We start from the raw sequence: 13,581 nt of genomic DNA, 5'->3' as shown, positions 1-13,581 counted from the left end.
CGGGCTACATCGTCCCGCGCTGCACGAACGGCGCCTGCTGCCAGAACGCGCGTTCGCCGCCGCGGGGATCGTCGGCCAGCGATGGCGGCACGTCGAACAGCAGGGTCTGCCGCCGCGGCAAGGTATAGGGCTCCCAGTGCGGGAGGCCGGGATGGTTGGGATCGCCATGCCGGGCCAGCGCCAGCAGCGCGCCGGACATGGCCTCGGCCACCTGCTGCGCGGCCGCGCCCTCACCGGTGCGCGAGCCGGGCTGGCGGATGTTGTCGAACACCAGCGGGATGTCCAGGGTGTGGAAGGCGCGGAATTTCCCGCCGTCCAGCGGAGAACCCCAGTCCAGCTGGTAGGCCCAGGTCGGCGCCGCGCCACGCGCCTGGCGCGCGCGCGCTTCCAGCTCCTCCACCGCGCCGCGCCAGGACCGCCCGGCGGTGGTGGCGGCGAAGAACACCTCCGACGGCGTGTAGTGCGGGTACAGCGCGCGGTAATGCGCGACCACCAGGTCGGCGCGGATGTCCACGTACTGCTGCTTCTCCAGCCGCGCCGGCAGTTCTTCCCAGCCCAGCTCGAAGTTCGCCGGATCGCCGCCGAGGAAGGCGCGGGTCTCGTCGCGGGTATTGCCGACCACCATCGGGATCGCGGCCGACTGCGCCGGCGCGTCGGGCCAGAACGGATGCCGCGGCAGAACCTCCCCGTCCATCACCGGGCCGAAGTAGAGGCGCGTGTCCTCGACCCGGGAGAAGTCGCGCGCGGTCGTGCCCTCCACGATGCGTTGCGCCGGCAACGCCTGCAGGCGGGCCAGGGCGTCGCCGGCGTCCGGATCGATGCCCACGGTGCGCAGGAACAGTTGCGCACGCTGGGTCGCCGCGCGCGGTCCGGCGGCGGTGACCTGCTGCCCGCTCATGGTCCAGGCCTTGTGGAACAGGCCGCGCGCGGCGGGCATGGCCATCAGGGTCGCGATCTTGGCGCCGCCACCGGACTGGCCGAACACGGTGACGTTTCCCGGGTCGCCGCCGAAGCGGGCGATGTTGTCGCGCACCCACTGCAGCGCCAGCACCAGGTCCAGCTGCCCGGCGTTGCCGGAGCTGCCGTAGCCCGCGGCGAGCAGGCCGAGGTAGAGGTAGCCGAAAGCGTTGAGGCGATGGTTCACGGTCACCACCACCACGTCGCCGCGCGTGCACAGGCGCGTGCCGTCGTACAGCGGGTCGCTGCCGTTGCCGGCGTCATAGCCGCCACCGTGGATGTAGAACAGCACCGGCCGCCTGGCCCGCGGGTCGGTGTCGGGCGTCCAGACATTGAGGAACAGGCAGTCCTCGCTGCCCATGCCCTCGCGCGAGCGCTGTGGCGCCTGGGCGCCATACGCGGTGGCGTCCTGTACGCCGCGCCAGGGCGCGGGCGGCAACGGTGCGCGGAACCGCACCGGCGCGGTATCGGCGCCGTAGCGGATGCCGCGGAAAACCTGCACTCCGTGCTCGCGCAGGCCACGCACGCGGCCATGGACGGTGGCCACGACCGGCGCGGGCGGCGCCGCGAACGCCGGCAGGGAGGTGCCGGCTGCAAGCGCCAGCGTCGACGCGGCGGCGCCGGCCCGGAGCAGGCGTCGGCGACCGGCATCGACCTGTGGCTCGGTCGGGCGGGATGGCGGTTGCTGGGTCATGCGGCCTCCACTGTCGGGATCGGGGTTCACCTGCCGGCGCCGGCATCGCGCGGCGGCGCCTGGACATCGATCCAGGCGCGCACCATCGCCGGCCACAAGGCCAGGCTGCCGTGCGCCTGGCGCACGCCGAAGCCGTGGCCGCCGTGCGCGTAGAGGTGGGTTTCGTGGTCGATGCCGGCGGTACGCAACGCCGCGTCCAGCAGCAGCGTGTTCTCCACGGGCACCGTTCCGTCATCCTGCGCGTGCAGCAGGAACACCGGCGGGGTCGTAGCGTCGACCCGGTTCTGCAGCGAGTACGCACGCACCGCCGCCGCGTCCGGCGAAAGGCCCAGCAGGCGCTCGCGCGACCCCGGGTGCGCGTGGGCACCCATGTCGATCACCGGATACACCAGGACCGCGTAGGCCGGCCGCGCCGGCTGGCGGTCGGCCTCGTCCACCGCCGGGTACACGCGCTCTGCATGGCGGGTGGCCAGGCTGGCGGCGACGTGGCCCCCGGCGGAAAAGCCCATCACGCCGACGCTGTCCGGGTCGATGCCCCACTCGGCGGCGCGCTGGCGCACCAGGCGGATGGCGCGCTGGGCATCGGCCAGCGGCACGTCGCGTGGCTCCCGGTGGCCCTCCCCCGGCAGCCGGTAGTGCAGGACGAACAGGGTCAGCCCGTCCTCGCCGGCGAAGTGCGGGACCAGGGCCGTGCCCTCCTTGTCGACCACCACCCGCTGGTAGCCGCCGCCCGGCACCACCAGCAGGCCGCGGCCGTCGGGGCGGGCAGGCCGGTACACGCTGAGGAACGGCTGGCCGATGTTGTCGACGTAGCGGTCCGGCAGCCGCGGATCGCTGCTGCGCTCCACCACGCGTTGCTCCAGGGCCAGGCCTTCGGAGCCGGGCGGCGTGCCCGGCCACAGGGGAATGTGCGGCGGCGCCCCGGCCGCCGCCGCGGGAGCGGCCGCGCCGGCGATCGCCAGCGGCAGCAGCAATCGCGCCAGGAAGGGTGGAACCATGCTCTCCTCCGATGCCCGCAACAGGTGCCTGCGCGTACAGTCCGGCGGTTTTGCCGCACTGCACATTGCTACATGACACCGGTTTACCATATACCGCTTCTCGAGCGCCGTCGTCTGGCGGCGCAGCATGCATTCGCATTGGACATCGGAGGCGCCTTGAGCACCGAGCACGGCAATGGAACCGGCGGACTGCCACCGGAACTGGCGGCGATCGCCGAACGCTTCACCACCGCCCGCAGCCGCGGCGCCTCGCTGCCGGCATTCCCCGGGGACATCCCCGCTGACCTGGTGACCGCCTACCGGGTCCAGGACGCGGCCATCGCCCGCTGGCCCGACCGGGTGGTCGGCTGGAAGGTCGGCTACATCGCGCCCGAACGCCGCGACGGCTCCGGCGACGAGCGCCTGCTGGGCCCGATCTTCGCCCGCCACCTCTGGATTGCTACCGGTGGTACGGAGCAGGTCCCGGTGTTCGCCGGCGGGTTCGCGGCGATCGAGGCCGAGTACGTGCTGCGCCTGGACGCCGACGCGCCCGCCGACAAGCTGGAATGGACCCCGGACGAGGCCGCGGCGCTGCCGTCTACCCTGTTCGCCGGCATCGAGATCGCCAGCAGCCCGCTGGCCACGATCAACGAGCTCGGCCCGCGCGTGGTCGTGTGCGACTTCGGCAACAACAACGGGCTGCTGCTGGGTCCGGAAATCCCGGACTGGACGACGCTGGACGAAGCCAGCCTGCTGGCCGACACCTCGATTGACGGGCAGGCCGTCGGCAGCGGCGGCGCCAGCCGCCTGCCGGGTGGCCTGCGCGCGGCCTTCGCCTTCGCCCTGGCCCGCTCCGCGCGGCGCGGCCGGCCGCTGCGGCGCGGCGAGCTGATCGCCACCGGCAACGCAACCGGCATCCACGACATCGGCGTCGGCCAGACCGGCACGGTGGTGTTCGACGGCCATGCCACGCTGCGCTGCGTCGCCGTGGCCTCGGCGGGCGAGGATCCGGCATGAAGGGGCTGACCCGGCGCCGCCTGCTGCTGGCCGGGGCTTGGGCCTGTGCCCTGCCGCTGGCCGCGCCGGGCCGGCTGCTGGCCGCCGCCAGCGGCGCCGGCGAGGGCGCGCGGGTGCTGACCGCCACCGACGTGCATGTGTCCGACTACCCGACCGTGGAAGCGGTGCGCTGGTTCGGCCAGGCCCTGCGCGAACGGACCGGTGGCCGCCTCGACATCCGCCTGTACCACTCCGGCCAGCTGGGCCGCGAGAGCGAGGCGATCGACATGGCGCGCTTCGGCGCCATCGACATCACCCGCGTGTATTCCGGCGCGCTCAACAACGCGTTCCCGCTGACCCGCGCCCTGTGCCTGCCGTACGTGTTCGACTCGGTGCAGCACATGCGCCACGCGCTGGACAACGGCGTGGCCGACGAAGTGCTGCGCGGGTTCGAGAGCCGCGACCTGGTCGGCCTGGCGGTCTACGACAGCGGCGCCCGCTGCTTCTACAACACCAAGCACCCGATCGTGGTGCCACGGGACCTGCACGGCCTCAAGCTGCGCGTGGCCTCCTCGGACATCTTCATCCAGCTGGTGCGCCTGCTCGGCGCCAACCCGACGCCGATGTCGCTCGGCGACACGTTCTCCGGCATGGAGACGCACATGATCGACGGCGCCGAGAACAACATGCGCAGCTTCCACTCCAGCCGCCACTTCGAAGCCGCGCGCTTCTGGTCGGAGACCGGGCACTCGCACGCGCCTGACATCCTGCTGGTGTCGCGCAGGACCTTCGAGGCGCTGTCGCCGCCGGACCGCCGCCTGCTGCTGGAAACCGCGCGCGCCTCGGTCGACGTCATGCGCCGGCACTGGGACGCCTCCGAGGAGCGCGCGCGCCAGGCCGTGCTGGCCGCCGGCGTGCAGGCAAACGAGGTCGACATGGATGCGTTCCGCGCCGCCGCGCGCCCGCTGCGCGAGCAGTACCTGCGCGACCCGGCCATCGCCGGCCTGCACCAGCGCATCCGCGCGCTCGCCTGAACCCCTTCCTGGAACCCGCGATGTCCGAACCCGTGACCGTCCCGCCCACCGGCGCCCAGCGCGTCCTGGACCTGATCGCCACCGTCGCCATCGGCATCGCCGCCGCCGCCCTGCTCGGGCTGGTGGTGGTGCAGGGCTGGCAGGTGTTCGCCCGCTACGTGCTCAACGACTCGCCGAGCTGGACCGAGCCGGTGACCCTGCTGCTGCTGGCCACCGCCATGAGCCTGGGCGCGGCCACCGGCGTGCACACCAACCGCCACTTCGGCTTCTTCCTGCTGCACGACCACGTGCGCCCGGGCATGCGGACCGCGATCGACGTGGTGGTGCAGCTGGTGGTGGCCACGATCGGCGCGGTGCTGGCGTGGTGGGCCTCGGTGCTGCTGCTGGACGGCCTGCACATCAAGGCTGCCGGCGCGGCCCTGCCGCAAAGCATCAACTACCTCCCGCTGGCCGCCGGCGGCGCGCTGATGGTGCTGTTCGCGCTCAACCGGCTGGCGCTGGCATTGCTGCCGCACCAGGCCGCCGCCATGGAAGGAGACCGCTGATGGCCATCGCCCTGCTGTTCCTGGTGTTCGCCGTGCTGCTGGTGATCGGCGTGCCGGTGGCGTTCGCGCTGGCCGCGGCGGCGCTGGCGACCCTGCTGTACCTGGACCTGCCCTCGGTGGTGCTGGTCCAGCAGGTGTCGGCCGGCACCGGCTCGGCCTCGCTGATCGCGATCCCGCTGTTCATCTTCGCCGGCGAGATCATGATGCGCGGCGGCATTTCCGAACGCCTGATCGCGCTGGCCGCCTCCCTGGTGGGACGCATGCGTGGTGGCCTGGGCCAGGTCTCGATCCTGTCCTCGCTGTTCTTCGGCGGCGTGTCCGGCTCGGCCATCGCCGACGTGTCCGCGGTCGGCGGCACGATGATCCCGCAGATGGTCAAGCGCGGCTACGACCGGGACTTCGCGGTCAACGTCAGCATCACCGCGGCGCTGGTCGCGCTGCTGGTGCCGCCCTCGCACAACCTGATCCTGTTCTCGGCCGCGGCCGCCGGCGGCCTGTCGATCGCCGACCTGTTCGCCGCGGGCATCGTCCCGGCGCTGATGATGACCGCCACGCTGATGACCACCGGCTACCTGGTCGCGCGCCGCCGCGGCTACGGCGTGGAGCTGTTCCCGGGCTGGCGCGCGGTGTTGCTGCGGCTGGTCGCGGCGCTGCCGGGCCTGGGCCTGGTGACCCTGATCTTCGTCGGCATCCGCGCCGGCATCTTCACCGCGGTCGAGTCGGCGGCCATCGCCGTGGTCTACGCCCTGCTGGTGACCATCGTCCTGTACCGCCAGCTGCGGCTGAAGGAGTTCCTCGAGACCGTGGTGCACGCGGCGCGCAGCACCGGCGTGATCCTGTTCGTGATCGCCACCGCGGCCGTGTTCGGCTGGCTGCTGGCCTACCTGCAGGTACCGGCGGCGGCGGTGGAGTTCCTGCAGTCGATCGCGCACAGCAAGTACGCGGTGCTGCTGATGATCGTGGTCATGCTGCTGCTGCTGGGCACCTTCATGGACCTGGCGCCGATGATCCTGATCTGCACCCCGATCTTCCTGCCGGTGGCGCGCGCCTACGGGATCGACCCGATCCACTTCGGCCTGGTCCTGGTGCTGACCGGCGGCCTGGGCCTGGTCACCCCGCCGGTGGGCTCGGTCCTGTTCATCGGCACGGCCATCGGCAAGATCAGCGTCGGCCAGGCCATGCGCTCGATCTGGCCGTTCTGGCTGGCCGGGCTGGGCGTGCTGCTGGTGGTGGCGTTCTTCCCGCAGCTGTCGCTGTGGCTGCCGGCCCTGCTGCGGGGCTGATCCGGGCGCCCGGGACGGCGGCAAGCCCGGCCGCCGCGGGCCGCCTGGCGTGCCCCGCCCCTCGCCGGGCCGCGGCTCCGGCTAGAATCCAACCGATATTCCCGTGAAGCCGAACATGCCCGCGCGCAAGAGCCCAGATACGGCCTCCCGGATTCCCTCCGGCAAGGCAGCCACCATCAACGACATCGCCCGCCTGGCGGGGGTGTCGAAGAAGACCGTTTCGCGGATCATCAACAACTCGCCCCTGGTCCGCAAGGACACCCGCGAGAAGGTCGAGGCGCTGATGCGGGAAGTCGGCTACACGCCCGACCCGCTGGCCCGCGGGCTGGCGTTCCGGCGCTCGTTCCTGATCGGCATGGTCTACGACAACCCGACCGCGCAGTACATCGTCGACATGCAGTACGGCGCGCTGGACGCGCTGCGCGATTCGGGCTTCGAGCTGGTGGTGCACCCCTGCGACAGCCGCACGCCGAATTACATCGACGGGGTGCGCCGCTTCGTCCAGCAGCAGAAGCTGCACGGGGTGATGCTGGTGCCGCGCGCCTCGGAGGACCAGAAGCTCGCGGACATGCTGGCCGAACTGGGCTGCCGCTACAGCCGCATCGTGCCGGTGGGCTTCGAGGACAACGACGGCCGCATGATCGTCACCCACGACCGCGAGGGTGCGGTCGAGGCGGCCGACTACCTGCTGACCCTCGGCCACCGCGACATCGCCCTGATCACCGGCCCGCTGACCTACCGCTCGGCCATCGAACGCACCAACGGCTTCCTCGACACCCTGGCCCAGCGCGGCGTGGAGGTGCCGAAGGCGCGCATCATCGAGGCCAGCTACACCTTCGAGTCCGGCGTGGCCGCGGCCGAGAAGCTGTTAGCGGCCAGGCAGCGCCCGACCGCGATCTTCTGCGGCAACGACGAGATGGCGGCCGGCGTGTACAAGGTCGCACTGCGCGCGGGCATCAGCATCCCGCGCGACCTGTCGGTGGTCGGCTACGACGACAGCCCGCTGGCCTCGCGCCTGTGGCCGTCGCTGACCTCGGTCCGCCGGCATACCCGCGACACCGGCCGGATCGCCGCCGGAACCCTGATCCGCACCGATACCGCCCCGCTGGCGGTTGCCAGCGTGCGCCCGCACCTGATCGTCCGCGACTCCTGCCAGCCGCCGCCCTGAGGCGGCTTTCCCCCTGCCTTCCCGCGCCCCGCGCGGAATGGCGCAGCGCAGAATGACACCGGTTACCAGAAGGCCTAGAATCGTCCGCGATGGATAGGGACCGCCCCCGGTCCCCCGCTTGCCAGGAGCCGTACCGATGTACCAGAAGACCTATTACGCGACTCATCCCGGCGTGATGCAGGGCGCCAGCAACGACGAGCTGCGCGACCTGTACCTGATCGGCGAGCTGTTCGCCGCCGACGAGGTCCGCCTGAACTACACCCATTACGAGCGCTTCGTGATCGGCGGTGCCGCCCCGGTTGGCAAGACCGTGTCGCTGCCGCGCCAGGTCGAGCCGGCCTCGGCCGCGGGCAAGCCGTTCCTGGAGCGCCGCGAGCTGGGCGTGATCAACGTCGGCGCCGGCACCGGCACGGTGACCGTCGACGGCACCGAGTACGTGCTTGGCCCGAAGGACGGCCTGTACGTGGCCATGGGCAGCGAGGAGGTCAGCTTCTCCTCGGCCGACGCATCCAGCCCGGCCAAGTTCTACCTCGCCTCGACCCCGGCGCACGCCCGCTTCGAGACGAAGAAGCTGTCGATCAAGGACGCCGTGGCCCTGGACCGCGGCGCGCTGGAGACCAGCAACGAGCGCACCATCTACCAGTTCATCGTGCCGTCCACCTGCCAGTCCTCGCAGCTGCTGCTGGGCCTGACCGTGCTCAAGCCGGGCAGCGTGTGGAACACCATGCCGCCGCACCTGCACGACCGCCGCAGCGAGGTCTATTTCTACTTCGACCTGGGCGCGGACGACCGCGTCTACCACTTCATGGGCCAGCCGGACCAGCAGCGGCACATCGTCATGCGCAACGACGAGGCCGTGGTCTCGCCGCCGTGGTCGATCCACATGGGATCGGGAACCTCCAACTACGCCTTCATCTGGGCGATGGGCGGCGAGAACCTGGACTACACCGACATGCACGTGCTGGACATCTGCCAGCTCAAGTAATGCCCGCGCCGCCGCCCGCCGGCGGCGCCCCTCGCCGGTGGACCGCCGGCGCAGCTCCCGATGCGCCGGGACACCCCCCGGCTTCCCATGCATCCGGCGGCCATGACGCCGCCGGCCAAAACCGAGGACCGCTCATGGCAAACAACCCGTTCAGTCTGGAAGGCAAGGTCGCGCTGGTCACCGGCGCCAACACCGGCCTGGGCCAGGGCATCGCGCTGGCGCTGGCCGAAGCCGGCGCCGACATCGCCGCCGCCGGCATCGTCGCGGCCGAGGAAACCGGCGAGAAGGTGCGTGCGCTGGGCCGCCGCTTCCTCAACCTGGAAGCCAACCTGATCTCGATCGAGCCGGTCGCGCGCCTGGTCGAGGAAACCGTCGCCGGCCTCGGCGGCCTGGACATCCTGGTCAACAACGCCGGCCTGATCCGCCGCGCCGACGCGGTGGACTTCAGCGAGAAAGACTGGGACGACGTCATGAACGTCAACATCAAGTCCGCGTTCTTCATGTCGCAGGCCGCAGGCCGACGCTTCATCGCCCAGGGCAGCGGCAAGATCATCAACATCGCCTCGATGCTGTCGTTCCAGGGCGGCATCCGCGTGGCCTCGTACACCGCTTCCAAGAGCGGCATCGCCGGCATCACCCGGCTGCTGGCCAACGAGTGGGCGGGCAAGGGCATCAACATCAACGCCATCGCCCCGGGCTACATGGCCACCGACAACACCGCGCAGCTGCGCGCCGACGAGGAGCGCAGCAAGGCGATCCTCGACCGCATCCCGGCCGGCCGCTGGGGCGTGCCGGCGGACCTGGGCGGCACGGCGGTGTTCCTGGCCAGCCGCGCCTCGGACTACGTCAACGGCGCGGTGATCCCGGTCGACGGCGGCTGGCTGGCGCGCTGAAGCCGGTGCGGACGGCCGCCGCCGTCCGCCTTCGCCCTGGCTTTGGAAGGGACCTGGCCGCGGTCGTGTGGGCGCCGCCTGGCGAGAGGCGACGTCCACCCTCTCTCTCCGCGGCCGCGGCCAGGTCCCGATGCCAGGCACCGACTGCCTGGCATCCCTGGGAGGCCCCATGAGCATCCTGCCCCGCATTGCCACCCTGCTCCTGCTGGCCGTGCCGCTGCTGGCGGGCGCGGCGACCCCGCCGCGACGGGTGTTCATCGCCGCCGATTCCACCGCCGCCGGGTACGGCCCCGAGCGCGCGCCGCGCAACGGCTGGGGCCAGCACCTGCAGGGTTTCCTGGACCCGGGTGCGTTCGAGGTGCGCAACCACGCCATCGGCGGGCGCAGCTCGCGCAGCTTCATCGCCGAAGGCCGGCTGGATGCCATCGCCCGCGAGCTGCGCCGCGGCGACGTGCTGCTGGTGCAGTTCGGGCACAACGACGCCAAGCAGGAAGACCCCGGCCGCTACACCGAACCGCGCGAGGAATACCCGCGCTGGCTCATGCGCTACGTGGAGCTGGCGCGCACGCGCGGTGCCACGCCGGTACTGATCACCCCGGTGACCCGGCGGATCTGGAGCTTCGGCTCGCTGCTGGACACCCACGCCCGCTACACCGATGCCATGCGCGAGCTGGCCCGGCGCGAGCAGGTGGCGCTGGTCGACCTCAACGCCAGCAGCCGCGACTGGGTCCGCGCGCTCGGCGAGGAAGCCTCGCGCGCCTATTACGAGCACGTGCCGGAACGCGGCATCGCCGACGACACCCACTTTTCGGCGGCCGGCGCGACGATGGTCGCGTGCCTGGTGGTGCGCGACTGGAAGACGCTGGATCCGGCGCTGGAACGGCACGTGGTGCGCGACACTGACTGCGGCGCCCCGGCCACCGCGCGGCAGGATGCAGCCGCCCAGCCGCGTCCTTCGCAGGTGGTGAACGAGGCGGCGCTGGCCCGCGCCCAGCCCGGTCCGCACGGCGGCGCCGGCAGCACCACCGCCTATCCGCTGTTCGCCGATGCCGACGGCCTCTCCTTCGTGATGCGCAAGCGCGTGCTGCACAAGGGCGCCGGCATCGGCCTGCACCAGCACCACAAGGACGAGATCTACTACGTGCTCGCCGGCCGTGGCCGCTACGTGCTGGACGGCAAGGTGCACGACGTGGGTCCGGGCGACGCCATGCTGACCAGGCCCGGCAGCACCCATGCGATCGAACAGGCGGGGGAGGACGACCTGGTGATCCTGCTGGCCTACCCGGTCACCAGGCCATGACCGCACGCGCGCCGCTTCAGAACAGCTCCCCCTGCGGCGAAGGCGGCCGTGGCGGCTGGAAACGGCTGCAGTCCACCGGACGGGTGGTCGCGTCTGCATAACCGAAGCGACGCCAGGCCAGTGCGAAGCGTTGCTCCAGCAGGTCGGCGTAGCGGCCCTGGCCACGCATGCGCGTGCCGAAGCCGGAGTCGTAGTCGCGACCGCCACGCATCTGCTGCACCGTGCCCATGACGTGTTCGGCCCGGTCCGGCACGTGTGCCTGCAGCCAGTCGCGGAACAGCGGCGCGACCTCGTGCGGCAGCCGCAGCAGCACGTAGCCGGCACTGGAGGCGCCGGCCTTGCGGGCCGCTTCCAGTACCCGTTCCAGCTCGTGGTCGTTCACCCAGGGAATCGCCGGCGCGAACATCACCCCGACCGGTACGCCGGCCTCGTGCAGGTTCCGCATCGCCCGCAGGCGCGCATGCGGGGCCGCGGCACGTGGCTCCAGCCTGGCGCCGAGGTGCGGATCAAGCGTGGTCACCGAGAAGTGCACGTGCACCAGGTCCTGCTTCGCGGCGACCTGCAGCAGGTCGAGGTCGCGCTCGATGAGCGCGTTCTTGGTGATCAGGGTGAAGGGATGCCGGCACTCGACAAGCACTTCCATCAGCCGCCGGGTCAGCTGCAGCTTGCGCTCCAGCGGCTGGTAGGAGTCGGTGTTGATGCCCAGCGCGATCGGACTGGGCCGGTAGCCGGGCCGCGCCAGCTCCCTGCGCAGAAGGTCCGGGGCATTGGTCTTGGCGAAGATCTTCGTCTCGAAGTCCAGGCCCGGCGACAGGTTGAGGTAGGCGTGCGATGGCCGGGCGAAGCAGTACGAGCACCCATGCTCGCAGCCCCGGTAGGGGTTGACCGACTGCGAGAAGCCGATGTCCGGCGAGTTGTTGCGGGTGATGATGCTGCGCGCGGTCTCCTCGTGGACCTGGGTGCGCGGGCGCAGCGGATCCGGGCCGGACTCGGTGTCGGCCTCCGGTGGCGCCCAGCCGTCGTCCACCGCCTCGGTGGTGGTGGTCTCGAACCGGCCCGGCAGGTAGCCGCGCGCGCCGCGTCCCTTGATCGCAGGTCCGTGCATGGCGCCAGCCTGCCACGGTGGCGTCTCAGTCCCTGCGACGGCATCCTCATCCCGCCTCGCACCGGGCCCGCCTAGAATCCGCGCATGTCCGACCTCCTCGATGGCGCCTGGCAGGCGCTCAGCTCCATCCCCCACATCGGCCTGTACCTGGTCGCGGCATGGCTGCTTTACATCCCCTGGCTGGTGGCCTGGGTGGTGCTGCAGAAGCGCGAGCCTGTCGCCACCCTCAGCTGGGTGCTTTCGCTGGCCCTGTTGCCCTACGTCGGCTTCCTGGTCTATTTCCTGCTCGGTCCGCAGCGCATCAGCCGCCAGCGCCTGCGGCGCGGGCGCACGCGCTCGGGCATGGGCCAGTACTCGACGATCTGCCCGGCCGACGACAGCGCGGTGGAACTGGCGCGCATCGGCCAGGCCACCACCGGCCTGCCGCCTTCCAGCGCCACCCGGGTGGACTGGCTGGTCGACGGCCATGCGACCTATGGCGCGCTGCTGGATGCGATCTCGAAGGCGCGCCACCACATCCACCTCGAGTACTACATCTGCCGGCCGGACCAGACCGGAGGGCGCCTGCTCGAGGCGCTGGTCGAGCGCGCCCGCGCCGGGGTCGAGGTCCGCCTGCTGCTCGACGCGGTCGGCTCCGGTCCGCTGCGCCAGCGCCATCTCAAGCCGCTGGTCGATGCCGGTGGCCAGTTCTGCTGGTTCCATCCGACGAAGTTCCGGCCCTTCACCCGGCCGTGGCTGAACATGCGCAACCACCGCAAGATCGTGGTGATCGACGGCGCGGTGGGTTTCATCGGCGGGATCAACATCGCCGACGACCATGACGAGACCATCCACGAACGCCCGTTCCGCGACCTGCACATGCGGGTGGAGGGCGAGGTCGTGCGCAGCATGCAGCTGGCGTTCGTCGAGGACTGGATCTACGCGGACTGCTGCGAGCCCACCAGGTTCGGCGACCAGGCCTACTGGCCGGAGGCACGGCGCGGCACGATCGGCGCGCAGCTGCTGGTGTCCGGCCCGGATTCGTCTTGGGAGGCGATCCATCGCCTGCAGGTGGCCGCGATCCACGAGGCGCGGCGGCGGGTGTGGATGACCACGCCGTACTTCGTCCCCGGCGAGGCGGCACGCATGGCGCTGACCTCGGCCGCGCTGGGCGGACTGGACGTGCGCCTGGTGGTGCCGCGGCGCAGCGACTCGCGCATGGTCACGCTCGCCGCCCGCTCCTACTTCGACGAGCTGCTCAAGGCGGGGGTCAAGGTCTACGAGTACGGCCCGCGCATGCTGCATACCAAGGCCCTGGTGACCGACGACGAGTTCTGCGTGGTCGGCAGTGCCAATTTCGACCACCGCAGCTTCCGCCTCAACTTCGAGGCCTCGATGATGCTGCGCGACCGCGACACCTGCGCCCAGCTGGCGAGCGTGCTGGAAGGTGAGATGGAGCAGTCGACGCGGGTCCGCCTGGACCGGCCGATGGGCCTGTGGCGGCACCGCCTGCCCGAAGCGTTCGCCCGCCTGCTTTCGCCGGTGCTGTAGGCGCCCGCCAGGCGTCCACAGGCGACGGGCGGCCCCGGCGGCGGATGCGCGGCATGGCCCCGCCGCCCCGCAGGCGGCATCATGGCCGGTGCCGGGCGCACGGAAGGCGCCGTT

12 protein-coding genes are annotated in these 13,581 nt (G+C 71.5%); 9 read left to right on the top strand and 3 right to left on the bottom strand.

The genetic code is table 11. The features are described from left to right. Positions 1-4 precede the first annotated feature (4 nt). Positions 5-1,651, bottom strand: a complete 1,647-nt coding sequence (locus PSESU_RS00125; RefSeq protein ID WP_013533719.1) for a carboxylesterase/lipase family protein — start codon at positions 1,649-1,651, stop codon at positions 5-7. A 26-nt stretch (positions 1,652-1,677) separates the two neighbouring features. Then, complete coding sequence (locus PSESU_RS00120) at positions 1,678-2,649, bottom strand: alpha/beta hydrolase (protein WP_013533718.1); 972 nt, start codon at positions 2,647-2,649, stop codon at positions 1,678-1,680. A gap of 156 nt (positions 2,650-2,805) precedes the next feature. On the opposite strand from PSESU_RS00120, the gene PSESU_RS00115 reads away from it, so the two are divergent. The 8 genes from PSESU_RS00115 to PSESU_RS00080 all read left to right on the top strand — a co-directional run bounded on the left by PSESU_RS00115 (position 2,806) and on the right by PSESU_RS00080 (position 10,832). After that, a complete protein-coding gene (locus tag PSESU_RS00115; protein ID WP_013533717.1) occupies positions 2,806-3,645 on the top strand; it encodes a 2-keto-4-pentenoate hydratase in 840 nt (279 codons plus the stop codon). Continuing rightward, positions 3,642-4,658 carry a TRAP transporter substrate-binding protein gene (locus PSESU_RS00110; protein WP_013533716.1) on the top strand — a complete coding sequence of 339 codons (1,017 nt, stop codon included), beginning with the start codon at positions 3,642-3,644 and terminating at the stop codon, positions 4,656-4,658. Before PSESU_RS00115 ends, PSESU_RS00110 begins: the two co-directional genes overlap by 4 nt. Positions 4,659-4,678: 20 nt before the next feature. Further along, a complete protein-coding gene (locus PSESU_RS00105; RefSeq protein WP_013533715.1) occupies positions 4,679-5,203 on the top strand; it encodes a TRAP transporter small permease in 525 nt (174 codons plus the stop codon). Next, the gene (locus PSESU_RS00100; RefSeq protein ID WP_013533714.1) at positions 5,203-6,486 is read left to right on the top strand and encodes a TRAP transporter large permease; all 1,284 of its coding nucleotides are present in this window, start codon (positions 5,203-5,205) and stop codon (positions 6,484-6,486) included. The genes PSESU_RS00105 and PSESU_RS00100 overlap by 1 nt, the downstream gene beginning before the upstream one ends. Before the next feature lie 115 nt (positions 6,487-6,601). Then, a complete protein-coding gene (locus PSESU_RS00095; RefSeq protein WP_013533713.1) occupies positions 6,602-7,654 on the top strand; it encodes a LacI family DNA-binding transcriptional regulator in 1,053 nt (350 codons plus the stop codon). 136 nt (positions 7,655-7,790) lie between these two features. Next, on the top strand, positions 7,791-8,639 hold the full coding sequence (kduI, locus tag PSESU_RS00090) for a 5-dehydro-4-deoxy-D-glucuronate isomerase (RefSeq protein WP_013533712.1): 849 nt from the start codon (positions 7,791-7,793) through the stop codon (positions 8,637-8,639). 134 nt (positions 8,640-8,773) lie between these two features. Next, positions 8,774-9,532 (top strand): 2-dehydro-3-deoxy-D-gluconate 5-dehydrogenase KduD, encoded by a 759-nt coding sequence (kduD, locus tag PSESU_RS00085; RefSeq protein WP_013533711.1) that lies wholly within the window; start codon positions 8,774-8,776, stop codon positions 9,530-9,532. Positions 9,533-9,701: 169 nt separating this feature from the next. Next, positions 9,702-10,832, top strand: coding sequence for a GDSL-type esterase/lipase family protein (locus PSESU_RS00080; protein ID WP_013533710.1), 1,131 nt, complete (start codon positions 9,702-9,704; stop codon positions 10,830-10,832). A gap of 16 nt (positions 10,833-10,848) precedes the next feature. Here PSESU_RS00080 and PSESU_RS00075 read toward each other — a convergent pair whose 3' ends face one another. Further along, positions 10,849-11,937: a PA0069 family radical SAM protein gene (locus tag PSESU_RS00075; protein WP_013533709.1), complete on the bottom strand. Its 1,089-nt coding sequence runs from the start codon at positions 11,935-11,937 to the stop codon at positions 10,849-10,851. A gap of 84 nt (positions 11,938-12,021) precedes the next feature. Between PSESU_RS00075 and cls the strand changes: the two genes are divergently transcribed. Further along, positions 12,022-13,467, top strand: a complete 1,446-nt coding sequence (gene cls, locus PSESU_RS00070) for a cardiolipin synthase (RefSeq protein ID WP_013533708.1) — start codon at positions 12,022-12,024, stop codon at positions 13,465-13,467. Positions 13,468-13,581: the final 114 nt, after the last annotated feature.

Origin of the sequence: Pseudoxanthomonas suwonensis 11-1, from assembly GCF_000185965.1 — a bacterium.
In the GTDB taxonomy this organism is placed as follows: domain Bacteria; phylum Pseudomonadota; class Gammaproteobacteria; order Xanthomonadales; family Xanthomonadaceae; genus Pseudoxanthomonas; species Pseudoxanthomonas suwonensis_A.
Note: the sequence above shows the minus strand (reverse complement) of the source record. Positions and strands in the feature narration are given on the sequence as shown.